Source organism: Blastopirellula sediminis, from assembly GCF_020966755.1.
Lineage (GTDB): Bacteria > Planctomycetota > Planctomycetia > Pirellulales > Pirellulaceae > Blastopirellula > Blastopirellula sediminis.
Genome location: NZ_JAJKFT010000004.1, coordinates 1,684,646 through 1,702,258, shown reverse-complemented (window position 1 = coordinate 1,702,258; position 17,613 = coordinate 1,684,646). Strand labels below are relative to the sequence as shown.

General features: G+C 58.4%; 8 protein-coding genes and 1 pseudogene. All 9 read left to right on the top strand.

The features are described from left to right. The first annotated feature begins 12 nt into the window (after positions 1–12). The 9 genes and pseudogenes from LOC68_RS10625 to LOC68_RS10590 all read left to right on the top strand — a co-directional run bounded on the left by LOC68_RS10625 (position 13) and on the right by LOC68_RS10590 (position 17,601). Positions 13–6,984 carry a protein kinase domain-containing protein gene (locus LOC68_RS10625; protein ID WP_230218336.1) on the top strand — a complete coding sequence of 2,324 codons (6,972 nt, stop codon included), beginning with the start codon at positions 13–15 and terminating at the stop codon, positions 6,982–6,984. Positions 6,985–7,112: 128 nt separating this feature from the next. After that, on the top strand, positions 7,113–7,523 hold the full coding sequence (locus LOC68_RS10620) for a hypothetical protein (protein WP_230218334.1): 411 nt from the start codon (positions 7,113–7,115) through the stop codon (positions 7,521–7,523). Between the two features lie 86 nt (positions 7,524–7,609). Beyond that, on the top strand, positions 7,610–8,776 hold the full coding sequence (locus LOC68_RS10615) for an ABC transporter permease (protein ID WP_230218332.1): 1,167 nt from the start codon (positions 7,610–7,612) through the stop codon (positions 8,774–8,776). Between the two features lie 49 nt (positions 8,777–8,825). Further along, on the top strand, positions 8,826–9,353 hold the full coding sequence (locus tag LOC68_RS10610; protein ID WP_230218330.1) for a hypothetical protein: 528 nt from the start codon (positions 8,826–8,828) through the stop codon (positions 9,351–9,353). Between the two features lie 12 nt (positions 9,354–9,365). After that, positions 9,366–10,958: an efflux RND transporter periplasmic adaptor subunit gene (locus LOC68_RS10605; RefSeq protein WP_230218328.1), complete on the top strand. Its 1,593-nt coding sequence runs from the start codon at positions 9,366–9,368 to the stop codon at positions 10,956–10,958. Continuing rightward, on the top strand, positions 10,958–11,653 hold the full coding sequence (locus LOC68_RS10600; protein WP_230218326.1) for an ABC transporter ATP-binding protein: 696 nt from the start codon (positions 10,958–10,960) through the stop codon (positions 11,651–11,653). Before LOC68_RS10605 ends, LOC68_RS10600 begins: the two co-directional genes overlap by 1 nt. A gap of 12 nt (positions 11,654–11,665) precedes the next feature. Beyond that, complete coding sequence (locus tag LOC68_RS10595) at positions 11,666–12,805, top strand: ABC transporter permease (RefSeq protein ID WP_230218325.1); 1,140 nt, start codon at positions 11,666–11,668, stop codon at positions 12,803–12,805. Positions 12,806–13,161: 356 nt separating this feature from the next. After that, positions 13,162–14,685, top strand: a pseudogene (locus tag LOC68_RS28775) (PKD domain-containing protein); the annotation flags it as partial. Positions 14,686–15,306: 621 nt separating this feature from the next. Further along, positions 15,307–17,601 carry a dockerin type I domain-containing protein gene (locus LOC68_RS10590; RefSeq protein WP_230218477.1) on the top strand — a complete coding sequence of 765 codons (2,295 nt, stop codon included), beginning with the start codon at positions 15,307–15,309 and terminating at the stop codon, positions 17,599–17,601. The last annotated feature ends 12 nt before the right edge of the window (positions 17,602–17,613 follow it).

Genomic DNA, 17,613 nt, shown 5'->3' with positions numbered 1-17,613 from the left:
GAACCGTTGTCCATGGACGAACGACTGCTCGATCTGTTACTGCAATGGGAAGAAGCGGCGTCCAGCGGGACCGACGCCGATTTGGCGAAATTGGCCGACGGCGACCCACAGCTCCTGGAACAATTGCAACAACACGTCGCCGCCCTCCAAAAGATCGCCTGGCTCGACGCTCCCCAGGCGCCCGCCGAAGAATTGCATTTGCCGACGGCCCAATCGCTCCATTCGTCCCTGTTGATGCCGGACGATCTCCAGCTCAAGACCCTCCAGACCCATCTGGCGGCGGCCGAGATCATCCCTCCCGCCAAGCTGAAGGAGCTGTTGGATTCCCACCGGGTCCGGACTGGATTTCAATTGGCCGGCTTGCTGCTGGAAAACGATCTGGTAACTCGGTTTCAATTGCGTTCGATCGCCAACGGCAAGACCCGCGGTCTCAAACTTGGCCGCTACGTGGTCTTGGACAAGATCGGCGAAGGAGGAATGGGGCAAGTCTACAAAGCGCGGCACAGTAAAATGGGACGCGTCGTCGCGCTAAAAGTCTTACCTCGTGCGGCGATGGCGAAGTCGCAAAGCGTCGAGCGATTCAACCAGGAGATGAAGGTCGCGGCGAAACTGCGGCATGAAAACATCGTTACCGCGTACGACGCCGACGAGTCGGACGGAATCCACTTCTTCGTCATGGAGTACGTCGAGGGGCGCGATCTCAACACGCAGGTCCGTCGCGCCGGTCCCCTTTCGGTCGCGGCGGCGGTCGACTGTCTGCTGCAAGCCGCGCAAGGCCTCGAATACGCCCACGGCGTTGGACTGGTGCATCGCGACATCAAGCCCGCCAACTTGCTGATCGATCAAAACGGCGTCGTAAAGATTCTCGATATGGGGATCGCGCGGATCCAGACCGATAGCAATCAGTCCGGCCTGACGCAAAACGGAGCCGTCATGGGAACTGTCGACTTCATGGCGCCGGAACAAGCGGTCAACGCCAAAGCCGCGACGGCCAGCGCCGACTTGTACAGCCTTGGCTGTTCCCTTTACTACTTGCTGACCGGCCGTCCGCCGTTCGGCGGCGAGACGCTGATGGTCAAGCTGCTCGGGCATCGCGAACAAACGCCTCCCAGTTTGCTCAACGTTCGTCGCGACGTGCCGCCGGCGCTGCAAGCGATTTACGAAAAGTGCATGGCGAAGTCTCCCGCGGATCGCTACAAAAGCGCGACCGAATTGATCGCCGCATTGCGCCGCATTCGTCCGCAACTGAGCGACGCCCCGCCGGCGCTCTCGATCAGCAGCATGGAGACGGCGAACGACACGTCCCCCACCGCCTTTTTCGAGACGCAACCTTACTCGGCCGACGCCGAGGTGCTACCTACTCGCTCGATCGATGCTCGTCCGCAAACATCCTTGCCGACTCTTTCGGGTCGTGGCGTCCCCGTTTACGGCGGCGTAATCGGGGCTTTGGTATTGCTGTTCGGTTTCCTCTATTACGCCGCTGGCATCCTTTTTCCGAGCGCTCCGCCGCTTGGCACGCTGGTCGTCGAAGTCGATCAAGAAGACCTTACGGCCCATCTCCGCGATCAAGAGTTGGCGATCGTCGATTTGAAAACGGCGAAGCGAACGCCGATCCGCTTGCTCAATACCGAGCAGACGGTGTCGCTCGCGCCGGGCGAATACAAGTTCGACCTCGACGCCAGCGGCGCAATCAAGACCGACGTCAGCCAGCTGACGATCCTGAGCGACGCTTCGTCGAAAGTCCATCTCTTCTGGAAAGAAGCCGCAAAATCAACCCCGCCCTCCGTCCCCGAAACCGCCGTCAATCTCGCCCCGGCCATGGCGATCGCTCCGTTTGATCAATCCCAGGCCAAAGCGCATCAAGCGGCGTGGGCCTCTTATCTCGGCGTGCCTGAATTGTCGACCAACAGCGTCGGCATAACGTTCCGCGTGATTCCTCCGGGCGAATTCGTCATGGGATCGCCCCAATGGCAATTCAAACGTCTCAGTGACGAGACGGAACACGAAGCGCGCATCTCACGCCCCTATTTGATGTCGGACACCGAGGTCACGCGGAAACAATGGGACGCGGTGATGGGACCAAGACCCTGGAATGTCGTTGGCTCGAACAGCATCCGTGATCCTCTCGCCATACCGGCTAGTCCGATTACCTGGGAGGATGCGACCGAGTTCTGTCGTCGCCTCAGCGAGAAAGAAGGAAAGACCTATCGCTTGCCGACCGAAGCGGAGTGGGAATTCGCGTGTCGGGCCGGCGCCGAAACCGCTTACTCGTTTGGAGACGACCAGACGCAACTCGTGAATTATGCGTGGTTCAACGCCAACGCCCTCAACGCGAACGAACAATTCCCCCATCCGGTTCGCCAGAAGCTGCCGAATCCATTCGGCCTCTATGACATGCCGGGCAATGTGTGGGAGTGGTGCAGCGACTGGTACGGAAGCGACTACTTCAAACTCGCGCCCCTCGTCGATCCTACGGGACCGAACAGCGGTCCTTATCACGTGCAGCGCGGCGGATCCTGGTATTACGGCAGCGACGTCGGACGATCGGCGGCCCGCTCGGTCTACCAACCGGAAAAACCCGAATACATCGGCGGCTTCCGCATCGTCCAGGCATTTCCCGACGTGCCAGCGCAATCGCCCCCCAAGGCTCCCTCTCCAACCGGCGCCTACGCGCTCGAGTTCGACGGAGTCAATGACTACGTCAAGCTCCCCTTCGGCTACAAGGGAGAACATCCGCTCACGATGGAAGTGGTGCTGCAAGTCCCCGCACCTGCCCCCGGGCTGCACAACATTTTGGGAACGTCCGAAGACAGCGGCGTTCGCTTCGAGTTCGCCGGGCATCCGGACGGCCAAACGATGGCGGCTCAAATCGGATTAGCGAAGCCGTCGCGCATTTACCAAATGGTTTCGTCCCAAAACTATCCGCCTCCCGGAACAACCGTCAATCTGACGGCGACGATCGATTCGCAGCAGTTCCGCCTTTTTATCGACGGAAAAAAAGTGGCCGAGAGCACGCTGCCGGAGACCGATCGTCTCTTCAACGACTTGAACTGGATCGTGGGCGCCAGTCCCAATCTCAACCAAGGGGAACCCCTCCCGGTCGACTTCCCCTTCTGCGGCGTCATTCAGCAAGTTCGGCTTTCCAACGCCGTCCTCTACCAGGAGGACTTTAAGCCAACGTATCAGTTCGACTCGAGCCCGCAGACGATGGCTCTCTATCAGTTCAAAGAGGGACAAGGTACGCAGTTGACCGATTCGTCAGGGCACAATCGTCACGGCGCGATCTATGGCGATCCCCAGTGGATCCCGCTCACGAAGGCTAACCTCGATCCAAACGCGCATCGCGCCTTTGCGCTTGAATTTGACGGCGTTGACGACTACGTCGAGCTTCCCTATCCCTTCGATCTTCCCGCTCCTTGGTCGTTGGAGATGGTCGCGGTAACGCCGACAAATCCTACGAACATCGGGGGCGCTCTCTTCTCGACGACGGAATTCAGCGGACTTGGTTGGACGCTCAGCAAAACGAAGACCGACGGATTCTTCAATGCCGAGTTTCTCATCCATTCCAGTCGCCACGGCGCCTATATCGGATTAACCGCTAAGGACATTACGCCCCCGGATACCCCGGTGAACTTTACCGTCGTCTCTGACAAAGAAAACGTTCGCTACTACGTCGATGGGTCGTTGGTAGGCAACATTGCCATCCCCGAGGCGGAGCGGAACTACGGCGATTTGAAAGCCATGCTTGGCGCTAGTCCCAGCCAGAAACCGAATCTAAAGATCCCGATCAGATTCCCGTTTCGCGGCAAGATTCAGCAGTTTCGGATTTCTACGTCCGAGCGTTTTACCTCCGAATTCACGCCGCAATACCAGTTCGCCGCCGACGACGAGACCTACGCATTCTACGATTTCAAACAGGGGGAAGGCGCTGAGTTGACCGACGTCTCCGGTCACAATCGTCACGGCGTAATCCACGGCGATCCCCAATGGGTTCGCCTGTCCCCTGACCAAATTGCTCCGCCGACTTACGCGATTGATTTCGATGGAGTCGACGACTTCGTCGAGCTTCCCTTCGGGTATCAGGGAAAAACGCCGATCACCGTCGAAGTCGTTTTGCCGATGCCGCTGAACTCGATGGAATCAGGCACGATTTTCGGCAATACGGAAGTCTCCGGCGTTGGCCTCGGCATTAACCGTCAGCCGCAAACCGGCAAGCGGATTGCGCACCTGGCCCTCTCTTCGACGCCCCTCAAAACCTACGCGATGCTGGAGACGACCGATTTGCCGACGACCGGAACATTAACCAACCTGACGTTTGTGCTTGGGCCAGTTGAATATCGCTTGTATGTCGACGGCAAACTGGCCGGGAAAGCCGCCCTGCCGGAATCAGAACGCAATCATAGTCGCCTCAACTTCTTGCTCGGCGCGAGCGCCAATGACCGGGCCAGGCAACCAGGCGACTTCGATTTCCCGTATCGCGGCCAGGTTCAACAGGTCCGCGTCTCCATGACCGAGCGATACGAGAGCGACTTTACGCCGCAGTACGAATTCTTCCCGGATGACGACACGTTCGCGCTCTATCGGTTTACGGAAGCTTCCGGAACCATCCTTCATGATTCCTCCGGCAACCATCGCAACGGAGAAATCCATGGCAATCCACGCCGGGTGAAGGTGAGCGCCAACGTCGCGGACGGCGTCACTTCGAACAAGCCGTTGAGGCGGCCGCACGGCATGGAGTTTGATGGGGTGGATGATCGAGTCATGATTCCCATTTCCGAAAATCTGGTCGACGGCCCACTCACGATTGAGTTCTTCTGCCAAACCCAACCCGGCAACTCCAAAGATTCCTATTTCGTGCGTGCGATTACGCACGGCGACTCGCGCACGGTCTGCCTCTCTCCCAACGGCAAACTCTACGCTGCCGAAAACAAGGAAGACGTCTATTTAATCCATCAGCCCTGCCCGTACGAAAAATGGGTCCATGTAGCGGCCACTTTCGCCGACCGACCTCTGATCTTCGTTGACGGCCAGAAGTCCGACTTGACTCCGAACGCCTTGAAGGACCCCCGCACAAGTCCAGCGCCCGATTCGCTCGTGTTCGGCGGCGACATGGACTTCAGTCACATGTTCGCCGGCAAGATCGGCGGCGTACGGATTTCGAAATCGCTTCGCTATCAGGACAATTTCACTCCTCCCACGCAGTTGACCAAGGACGCCGACACCTTGGCGCTGTATCTCTTTGAGGAAGGTTCCGGAACTCAGCTCCTCGATTCGTCCGGCAACAATCATCACGGCAAGATCGAGGGAAATCCACAGTGGCTGGGCGCCGCTAACGCCACATCGGTCGACGACTCCGCCGATCGCCGCGCCGCCGAGTACGTTCTCTCTATCGGTGGACAAGTTCGAATCAACGACGACTCCCACCTCGGGACGAACACGCTTATCAAGAATCCAAATCAATTGCCGAATGAAGCGTTCCGACTGACGCACGTTGAACTTGCGAACAATAATGAAATCACCGACCAAGGGCTGTCGGCATTCCAAGGAACCTCCAATCTACGACGAGTTAAGGTCCTCAATTCGTCAAAGGTGACAGCAGCCGGCCTCGCGCACCTCGCTGAGAACCGCAGCATCACTTTCCTTGAACTGTGGGGATGCCAGCTGACCTCCAACGTTTTTTCGCACCTGCAAAAGATGGATTCCGTGATTGATTTTCGCTTTGGCTACAACTCGCTGAATGACGACGACATGCAGTTCTTTCGCGAATTCCCCAGTACGCCAAGATTGCGGTGCCTGATGCTTTCGAACACATCGATTGGCGACGAAGGGATCGCCTGTCTGGCCGACGCCAGAGAACTGCGTCAGCTGAACGTCAATAAGACGTCGCTGACCGACAAGTCGTTCGACACGTTTTTGAACCTCCCGCTCCTCCAGAACCTTCACCTCACAGAAACGAAGGTAACCCCGGCAGGCGTCGCAAAATTCAAACAAGCTCGCCCAACCTGCCGCGTCGTTTGGGACGGCGATCCGACCGGCGCAGTGGGCGGGCCAACGACCTCTGCCGATTCCCCGGCGATGACGTCCATCGATCCAACTCCTTCCGCTCCGCCCCCTGGCCCCGGCGTTTCCGCCGTCGATGTCTTTACCTCCGGCAAGTGGCGCTGGTCGAAGCCGGAACCAGTGGTCGTCGCCGGCGTGGAGGATAGCGAAACCCTTTGCAATCCTTACCTTTTGGACAAGACTGGCGAACTCTACTTCGCGATTTCTCCCGAGCGACTTGACAAAGCGGACTTAGCCGTCTCAAAACCCGCAACGCCGAGCGGTACCTGGGAAAAGCCGACGCTCCTTTCCTCCGAAATCAATTCGTCGGAACTGGAACATGGTCCACGTCTGTTCGCCGACGGAACGAGAATGCTGTTTCACTCGCGACGGACCGATGGCATGGGTCAGGACGACATCTGGATCGCGCGCCGCAATTCGATCGACGAGCCCTTCGGTCGGGCGACAAATCTTGGATCGCCGATCAACACCGACCAAGGAGAAGCGCATGCCGCGATCACCAACGACGGCTTGACCTTGGTGTTCGAACGCCAACGGGTTGAGGGTCGGACCCTCTACGGCACGCTGATGATCGCTACGCGCAAATCGATTGACGCACCTTTCGATGAACCGGTCCCGCTAGAAAACGAGATCAACGCTGGCGTCACCAACACCTGCCCAGCTATATCGCCGGATGGAACGGTCCTTCTCTTCTCCTCCTTTCGTACCGGCTATCAAGGGTTGAACCTGTTCGTCTGCAACCGCGCTTCAACGGATCAACCGTTCGGGCCCCCAGTCCTTTTCGATCCGGTTTTTCCCACCGGATCATGGAAAATCGTTACCTGCGTCTCACAAGATCTGACCCGAATCTTCATGTCCCACTCCCAGACTCCGCAGCAGAATTCGCGTCTCTGGCAATGCCGACTTCTGACGAGCGAAAATTAAGATAACGCTCGATTTCTCTCGTTTGGCGGCGGCGATCTGGGAACATTCAGGCTTTCCCTGCTTTGAGAATTCGCCTTGCAGATCCAATCGCCAGGGGGTAGGGTAAGTCTAGAAGGTAAGAATTTCTCATGCGTCCGAAACTCATCTCGCCGCTCTTGATTCTCGTCCTCCTCAGCTGTCCGCTGTGGTGTAGTTGGGCGTCGGCGCAGGGAATTTCCTGCTGCGATAATCATTCCGAACCAACTGCGGCGCCAGCAGACGAGCCCGCTTGTTGTTGCTGCCAGAAAGAGAATTCGCCCCCGCCGGCCCAGCGGCATTCGGACGAAAGTCATTGCCAGGGCATTTGCGGCGGCGCCGTTCTCGACGGCGACGTCACGGTAGAACTTCCGCTCCCCCTCTCGCTCGACTTTCCCCGTGTGATCGACGTCCAGGCGACGCTGACTCGCCAGGTCCAAGCGTACGCTTCCTCGCGAAACTCGCACTCTTCCGCACAACCGACAGGGACGCTGCGCGCGCAGCACGTCCTGATTTTGTGCTAAATCGCCAGCGCTGACGTTTTTCTCGTACGTCACTCTCTTGCTGTCGTTAGTTTCTTCGTTTCCCGGAAGCCGTTGTTGAGCGCGCGATGTTCATTCGCACATTACCGTGGGAGTACGCGGTTCGAAACCTCCTTCGCCGTCCGCTGCGCACGTCGCTGACGTGCGCCGGGTTGTCGCTGGTCGTCGTTTTGACGCTGGTCGTGATCGGCTTCATCCGCGGCTTGGAAAAATCGCTCGCCGCCAGCGGCGAGCGCCGCACGGCCCTCGTCTTTTCGCTGGGGATGGGAGAGAACCTCGAGTACTCTTCGATCCCGATGCGAAGCAGCGACCTGCTGGCCGCTAGCGTAAAGCCGATCGAGCGTCGATATGGCCAAAGCTACGTTTCGCCGGAACTATACGGCGGTTGCGAAATCGGCATCCCTCCCCTGCCGGAACCGGCGATGGGGCTGGTTCGCGGCGTTACCTCTTCCGTGCTCTTGGTCCGCCGCCAGGTCGAACTTGAGGAAGGGGCATGGCCGCAGGTTGGCGAAGTAATGGTGGGGCGTCTGGCCGCGACCAAGCTCGGACTATCCCAATCGGCGCTTCACCCCGGCGATACGCTGGAGTTTGAAGGTCGCACGTGGCGGATCAGCGGCCTTTTCTCGTCCGGAGGCGCCGCGTTCGAATCCGAAATCTGGTGTCGCCTGGATGACCTGCAACAAGCGATGAAGCGGCAGGATCTCAGCTTAATCGCCGCGACGCTCGAGCCCGGCGGAGACTTCGCCGACGTCGACTTGTTTTGCAAAGAGCGACTTGATCTCGAACTGCAAGCGATCCGCGAGACCGACTATTACGCTGGCTTACAGCGCGACTATCGACCGATTCGATCGCTCGCCTGGCTGTTGGTCGTGCTGATCGCCGGCGCCGGCGGTTTCGCCGGACTAAACACGATGTACGGCAGCGTGATGGGACGCATCCCCGAACTCGCCACGCTGCAAACGATCGGCTTCGTCCGCCGCGCGATCGCGCTCAGCTTGATTCAGGAAGGAATGTTGTTGGCGGCGACCGCTTGTTTGATAGGAACGGCCGTCACTTTGGCTTTCGTACAAGGAACCGCGCTTCGCTTCACGATGGGGGCGGTTTCGCTGCAGCTCGACGAGTCGACGGTCTTTCTCGGCTGCGGCATTGGCATGTTGATTGGACTGGCCGGAGCGATTCCGCCGGCGATTCGCGCGTTGCGAATGCCTGTGGTTTCGGCCCTTCGCGCCGTATGACGAACCCCTGTACGCGGAATGAATCCGCACATGTTGAAAGGACAATGAAATGAACTGGAATCTATCGACGATTACGTTCGGCCTGATCGCTTTGGCGGCTGTTGGCTGCTCTTCAGAGTCGGTTAAGACGTCAGCGCCGACGGCAAGTGGACCTTCTCCCGCCGGCGTCCCCTACATCCTCGCCGCGGAACCAACCGGCGCCCTCGGCGTCGCGGAAGCTCGGGAAAGAGCGGAAGACGAATCCGAGGTGATCGTCGTCGGTCGGATCGGCGGCAGCGAGAATCCCTGGATTGAAAACCGCGCCGCTTTTTCGCTGGTCGACAACGCGCTGAAAGCCTGCAGCGACATCCCTGGCGACGCCTGCGAGTCTCCCTGGGACTATTGCTGCGAAACGGACAAGCTGCCGTCGTCGATGGCGCTGGTGAAAGTGGTCGACGCCAACGGCGAAGTGGTGAAAGAGGACGCCCGGAAGCTGCTCGGCGTAAAAGAATTGTCGACCGTCGTCGTGCAAGGGAAAGCGGATCGCGACGCCGACGGCAACCTGACGATCCTGGCGACCAACATCTTCGTGAAGTAGCGAGACGTTCCGATGAACTCTTCCGTCGATCTTCGGCAGTTGGCGATTGATCGCGGCGCAACTACCATTGCGCCGCGGCGTCGCCTTCTGACCAGATACGTCATCCCAGGCGCTATCGCCGCCGGCTTTCTCGCGCTTGTCGCCTGGTCGCTGCGCGATTTCGCCTTTCCTCCCACGGCGGTGACCGTATCGCCGGTGATCTCGGTTCGCTCCGCCCAGCAGCGCGGCGGCAGCCCGTTGTTCCAAGCGGCCGGCTGGATTGAGCCGCGACCAACGCCGATCCGGGTCGCCGCCCTGGCGCCCGGAATCGTCGAGTCGCTGCTGGTCGTCGACGATCAACCGATTAGGAAGGGGGAACCGATCGCCAAGCTGGTCGTCGAAGATGCGCAGCTTGCCCTCGAAAGAGCCGAAGCCGACGTCAAGCTGCGCGAAGCGGAAATGGACGAAGCGAAGTCGAATCTTGTCGCCGCCAATACGCGACTCGAAGAGCCGGTTCACCTCGAAGCGATTCTCGGGGACTCAGAAGCGATGCTCGCCCAACTCGAAACGCTGCTCAAGAACCTTCCCTTCGAGACAACCCGCGCGATCGCCCGGCGCGAGTACGCCCAGATTGACTTTGAAAGCAAAGAGCGGATTCGCACCTCCATCGCCGCGCGCGAGGTCGACGCCGCCAAGTCGGAGTTCGACGCCGCCGATGCGCTCGTCAGAGAGCTGCAGCAACGGCAATCGGCGCTCGAGAGTCAACAAACGGCGCTCCGTCAACGCCGCGACGCGATCAAGCGGCAACTCGAACTGCTGACCGACGAGAAGAAAGCGGTCGGCGAATCGACCGCCCGTCTGAAAGCGGCCGAGGCCCGCGTTGCGCAAGCCAAAGTGCAAATGGCCGAGGCGCAGTTGCGTCTCGACCGGATGACGATCTCGGCGCCGGTAACCGGTCGGATCTACCAACTGATCGGCCACCCTGGCGCCAAGGTTGGTGGAGATTTGACCCGCTCGGTCGGCTACGACGGCAGCACCATCGTCACCATGTATCAGCCGGACAAGCTGCAAGTACGGGTCGACGTTCGCTTCGAAGACGTGCCGCACGTCTCGTTGCGTCAGTCGGTCGAAATCAACAATCCGGCGCTTTCAGCACCGCTGACGGGTCAAGTCCTCTACATCAGTTCGGAAGCCGACATTCAGAAAAACACGCTGCAGGTGAAGGTGGCGCTCGACAATCCGCCTCCCTTCTTTAAACCGGAGATGCTGGTCGACGTCACCTTCCTCGAACCGCAGCACCAGGTCGCTTCGACCGAACCGAACCAGCAGCGGCAGTTGCTCATCCCGGCGACGGCGATTCATACGTCAGGACTCGGCGACTTCGTCTGGCTGGCCGATCAAAGCGATCGCCGCGCCGTTCGGCAAGCGATCAAGACCGGCGCAAAGGTCGACGACCTGGTCGAAATCGCCGACGGCCTGAACGTCACCAGCCGGGTAATCACCTCCGCGGTAAGGCCGCTTGCCGAGGGAGACCGCATCGTCGTCCAGGAAGATGCCTCCCCCGCAGCCAACGCTTCTCCCCAACGCTCGCAACTTTCGCGGCTACCCAGCGCAGGAAATTCGTAATGCCCCTGGTTGAAATTCGCAACGTCACCAAACGTTATCGCCAAGGCGAAGAAACCATCACGCCGCTTGACGATCTGTCGCTCGACATCGACGAAGGAGAATTCCTGTCGTTGATGGGGTCGAGCGGCACAGGCAAGTCGACGCTGCTCAACCTGGTCGCCAGCATCGATCGGCCAGACTCCGGTTCGATTCATGTCGGCGGCGTCGAGATCACGCGATTGTCCCGGACCAGGCTCGCCGCGTGGCGAGCCGCGAACATGGGTTATATCTTCCAAACGCACAACTTGATCCCCGTTCTGACGGCGTTTGAAAATGTCGAGCTCCCCTTGCTCCTGCTACCGATGTCCCGCAAAGAACGGCATCGCCGCGTGGAAATTGCCCTTGGGGCGGTCGACTTGCTCGATCGGGCGAATCACTACCCGCGGCAACTCTCTGGCGGTCAAGAGCAGCGGGTCGGCATCGCCCGGGCGATCGTCGCTCATCCCAAAGTGGTCGTCGCCGACGAACCGACCGGCGATCTCGATCCGACCAATTCCGAGCAAATCCTGCAACTGCTGCGCGAACTGAACGAGCAGCTCGGCGTGACGCTGCTGATGGTGACGCACGACCAGGAAGCGGCGGAAACGGCGAAACGGCAGTTCCGTCTCGATCGGGGCAAACTGGTCGAAACGACTCCGGCCCAGGCCAACAGTTAGAAGGTACGGCTGATGAAATTCCTGCGGTACACCCTGAAAACGCTTTGGCGACACCGCTCGCGGACCATCCTGACGGTCAGCGGTTCGGCCGTGGCAATCTTCGTCTTCTGTTTCGTCGGCGCGATCCGCGAAGGGATGAATGACCTGAAGCGACGCCAGGATGAAAAAGGCGCCCTGATCGTCTTCCAGGCCAACAAGTTCTGCCCCGCGACCAGCCATCTGCCGCAAGACTACGAACAAAAGATCACCAAACTCCCCGGCGTCCGCGACGTCACTCCGATCCAGGTCTTCACCAACAACTGCCGGGCCAGTCTCGACGTCATCGTCTTCTACGGACTTCCCCCCGCCAAGCTGCGAGCCGCTCGCAAATTCGAACTCGTTGAAGGAAGCTGGAGTGAGTTTGAGACGCATCAGGACGCCGCCGTCGTCGGCGCCGCAGTCGCACGTCGCCGTGGAATCAACGTCGGCGAGAAGTTTTCGATCGGCGACTTGTCGGTCAACATCGCCGGCATCTTCACCGCCGAAGATCCGGCTGAAGAAAACTACATCTATTCGCATCTCGAGTTTCTCCAGCGCGGCAAAGGTCTGAACCTGGTCGGTACCGTCACCCAACACGAAGTCGCGCTGATCGAAGGCGCCGATCCGAGCGCCGTCTGCGCAGCGATCGACGACCTCTTCCGCGGCGGCCCCGTCGAAACCGATACCCGGTCAAAAGGAGTTTTCCAAGCGAAGAGCCTTGGCGATCTCACACAGTTGATTGAGATGGCGCAGTACCTCGGCCTCGCGTGCGTCGGACTCGTCCTGGCGTTGGTCGCCACCACGACGGTAATGGCGGTCCAAGACCGCGTGCAGGAATATGCGGTGCTGCAAACGCTCGGCTTCAGCACGATGCGGATCTTCTCGCTCGTCCTCTCCGAAAGTGCGATCCTCAGCTTCGTCGGCGGAACCGTCGGCGTCATCATCGCCATGATCACGCTCTACTTCGGCCACCTATCGGTAGCCGCCGAAGCCGTCGCCGTCGCGTTCACGCCATCTCTATCGCTCGCCCTCCAAGGCGTACTCATCGCCATCGCCGCCGGCCTCATCGCCGGCGTCGCCCCGGCCTGGCAAGCGGCGACAACCGAGGTCGTTCCGGCACTCCGACACGGCTAAAGGACGGCCATGCAGTCGATCGGTTTTGCGTCGTGATCGGATTCTCTTCCGCCGGCAAAATCACCTCTTTTAGGTGGATGTTGCAAACCCCCTGATAGATAAACCGATCTCCATGGGTTTCTTGACCAAACCCTCCATTCCAGGGGAAAAATCGGTTGACAGGGGCGTCACGACCGTTAATCTAGGCACAAGTTGACAAAATAGGCAATCTTATGAGGGAAGTTAAGATCACCTAGGTGAGCGATGGGCTGGGTTTTTAATTCCAGCGTCGCCTCTCCCTTAGACCAACACCCAACTATTGGATTCTCCCGCGGCTCTCTCTGCCTCTCCACCCGGCATACAAGGTCCAGCATCTGATGACTCCGCACCGCCAAAATCGAACTAAGAAATCGAAAAAAGACCGAGCCGCTGCAATTTCGAAGAAAACAAAGAATGTTGAACTGTTGGAAGATCGCCGGATGTTGGCCGGAACCGTCGCAGCATTCTTTGTAAATGGATACGGTGGCGAAGCCATCCCAGTTGGAACGTGGAACCACTTGATTGACCGACAGAATGAACTTTCCTCAACGACCAGTGCATTCAATCTCGATATTTTTGAGACGAACTGGAATAGCCCTGATCCGACCACAGAGAGCGGTAACCCTGGAGACGGGACCGCGTTGCTTGCTGCAGTCGCATCGTATCTGACAGGAGGCGTAGCTACCACTATAATCGCCGGACTCCTGGCAGTTGCCGATCCACCCACTGACGATCAGTTTATTGATGCGCTCGCTGATAAACTCGAAACGGATTACGACGACGATGACGTCATAATCCTAATCGGACACAGCTTTGGCGCTGACTCCGTACTGCAAGTCGCGCAGGACCTAGACGGCAAGCGCGAAATCGATCTATTAGTTACGTTAGACCGCGTCGGAACAGGAGGATTTCGAGCGCAGCCGGATCGCGGTGCGGTCACGTCAAATGTCAAATACTTCTACAATCGATGGCAGACCAACGGCCCGTTTCCATTCGACGTCGGCTCTTCCGACAATCGCAGCTTTGCGAATGACGGAGACATACAGCAAGATTTTGGAATTCAGGACCAGAAGGAACAAAGCATCTCAAGGGAAGCGGACGGCGATACGCGATTTCATGGTTGCAGCGCGTTCGATACGCTCTTCGGCGACTGCGAAGTAATTCTAGTAACGCCCCCGTTGCCAGACCTGCCTTACACAACGAGTCGGTCGAACAATCTGCAGCACGGCGTCTTTCCCAATGACGATTTAATAGTTGCCGAGCTTAATCGCATCATTGATGGCTTGATTCCGCAGCCACCGATTCTTGGCGTAAACATCCAGCCTGGCACCACAGTAGATGAGGGAACGACCCTGATCTTGGATGGAAGCGGCACATACGATCCCAATCCAGGCGAGACGATAACTTACCAGTGGAGCGTGCGGTCAAGCACAGGAGATCTGGCAGCGCTAACCACCAGTAACATTGCCAACGCAACGTCTCCGACAGCTAGTCTATCCCTTGGCGACAATGGTTCGGTAACGCTCCGTTTTCGGGCGACGGACAGCACCGGCAAGTCAAGTTTCCAAGATTTTACGATCACTAGCAATAATGTCGCCCCGACGGTAACCGCAGTTACGAATCCACCTATTGGAGTGCGTGGTCACCAGATTCGAGTTTCCACCAACTTCACCGACCCCGGCTATCTCGACACGCATGAGGTCAGGTGGGATTTTGGCGACGGCACGGTGCTTCCGTTCGCTCCAACGAATGATATCGCGGGTCTCAACATAGCGCCATTTCACAAATACAAAGCGAACGGGACGTATACTTTAACCGCGACTGTCCGCGATGACGACAATGGCGCCAACAGCAAATCAAGCACTATTGAAATCCGCGCCGTCGCGCTGATTCCGCGTCCCAATAATCCTAGCATTTTCGACCTCCAAATCGGTGGGACGACGTCAAACGACGTTATTCTGATAGAACCGGGCGGGATGGGTGGGATCGACGTGACCATTAATGGAAACTTTGAGGGCAACTACTCTCCAAATGGCGACGTAATCATATACGCTCAGGAGGGAAATGACTCCATTTTCGTGACTGACGATGTTGGCGTGCCGGTAAAGGCGTTTGGCGACGAAGACGATGACAGAATTGTACTTTCCAATGGTGCAGCGGTCGAATTTAACGGCGGTTCAGGAAAGGACACGGCCGATTTACGCAATTTGAATGGACAGACCGTTGTGCTCACTAACATCGGTTCCGTCGATGGCTTTAATTTTACTGCCAACGCAGGCACATTCCTCAACATCGACGAATTAATCGGAAGCAGTTCCGGCACTGATTCCATCCGTGGAATTAATCAAGTCGCAACTTGGACAATCGTCAACAACTCTTACTCTTCGCTTGGTCGAACTCTCGAGTTCAGCAACTTCGAGACTCTTTACGGCGGATCTAAAGAAGATACGCTACGCCTAGTGAGCCTTGACCCATCTCCAGTGATGGCATTTATTGGCGGTGCAGGAACCGATGAGATCGTTGGTCCAAATGCCGCTACCGATTGGCAAATCTCGCAGAAGAACCAAGGACAAGTACGCGGGCTCAACTTCGAGCAAGTGGAGAATCTAACTGGCGGAACCAAGGTCGACACGTTTGAGTTCCTAACGAACGGCTCCTTATCTGGAAAGATAGAAGGCCTAGCAGGCGCCGACATCCTAGACTTCACCGCGCTCGGAGCACAAGACGTTCGGCTCTCAGACATCGGCTCCGTTGACGGCTTCGATGGAACTACCGTCGGCGGAACGATCGGAATGGGATTTGCGAACATCAACGCCATCGCCGGCAGCACGAGCGCCACCACCGACAAGTTGACCGGCATCGACGCGACGGCTCTTTGGACGATCGATTCCCAAACGCCCAGCTTTACCTACCAGGCGAAATCGCGAACGCTTGTTTTCTCCAACTTTGAAGAACTTACCGGCGGCTCCAAGGTCGATAAGTTCGACGTCAAGGCGACTTCGTTCGCGATGATTCTGAACGGCGAAGGAGACGACGATTTCTTCAACTTCCATAGCGGCGATCTCGACAACTACCAAGGAAAAGTGACGATTCATGGCGGCGCCGACGACAACGGCCAGCCCGACCAACGCGACCGCATCTATCTCGACGACCAAGGGGGAGACAACGGCGAAGAGCGGTTTGACTATCGCTTGGAGCCCCATTCGGTCACTTGGCTGCAAACGAACTTCGCTCCCGATCGGACGTTCGCCGGCGTTTACTTTGACGAGACCATGGAATTCGTCCGGCTCGACGGTACCGACGGAGTCAATCGCTTCTCGGTCCGGCCAAGCGAGTTCACGGTCTTCTACGTCGATGGGAACGAACCGGGCGTGGAGGATTGTCCTCCCGGCGGCGGCGACTTCCTGGAGCTAGATCTCGCTCCCCTTCCCCCGGTCGATCTGAACCCTGTGACCGGCCCCAAGATCACCTTCACCGAAATCGTCAACGGTCGTCAGACCAAAGGGGTCTGGACGTTCGACGCGCCCCATAAAGAAGTCCAATTCGAAAGCATTGAACGGTTCAATCTGCTCGACAAGCTTACCGTTTCGGACGACGCCGGCTTCAATTCGCTACCGTTGATTGACGTCATTTCGCCTACCACGCTGACGAAGTATTCCGACGTCGTCACCAACTTCTCCTCGGAGCCGCTCGAAGCCTTCAGCATCTTCGACTATCCGGTCTTCCAGCCGGGGGCGATGCCGGCGTCGCTCGAGCGGTTGGACGTCAACAATGACGGGATGGTCTCGCCGAAGGATCTGCAGATCCTCCTCGATCATCTCGACGAGCAACCCGGGCAGTACGATCCGCGGCTCGACGCCAACCGCGACGGTTCGGTCAACGTCATCGATATCAGCAGTTTCCTGTCGGCGATTATCATCGAAGCGAATAAGAACCACGTGGTCGGCGGCGTTCGCACGACGACGGCCGATCTGAACTGCGACGGCCTGGATGAAATCATCGCCGTCTCCGGCGCCAATCTCGCTCCGCGGATTCAGGTCTTCAACGGCGTCAATGGCGAACCGATGTCGATCTCGCAAACCATCGGCGATCCGTCGAATACCTACGGCGTCTACGTCTCGGCCGGCGACTTCGACGGCGACGGCATGGTCGAAATTGCGACCTCGATGGAACGCGGCAGTCAGGCGGTCACCATTTGGAAGTGGGTCGACGATCACTTTGAGAAGGTCCGTTCGTTCGACAGCGGATTCGATCCGAACGCCAGCGGCGGCGTTCGCGTCAGCACCGGCGACCTGAACGGCGACCTCACGGACGAGATTATCGTTTCGACAGGGACCGGTCGTAATCCCGGCGTCTCGATCTTCAGCGGAGCCGGCGCGCTACTTGGCGTGGTTCAGGTCGACGCCGCCTACGGTCGCGGCGGAATCACTACTACCACCGGCGACCTGGACGGCGACGGCTATGACGAGATCTTGATCCTCGCCGGACGCCGCGGCGGATCATTGCTGTCGTACGTCCCTGGCTCGGCGAACATCCCGGCCAACTCGACGGCGATTCTGCTCGGCGCCCTCTACACCGGCGACGACGCATTGAGCCCCTTGAGCGGCGTTACCAAAGACGCCGACGGGGACGGCGATGACGAACTCTTCATCGGACAACTGTCCGACGGACGTTCGTCGATCGTTCGCAAGCTCGAGTGGAACGACGCAATCGACCAATTCTTCGACGACGGCTTCTTTGAAACCGACGACGAATGGACCGGCGATTTCCTCGGATAATCGCCAGTCGCA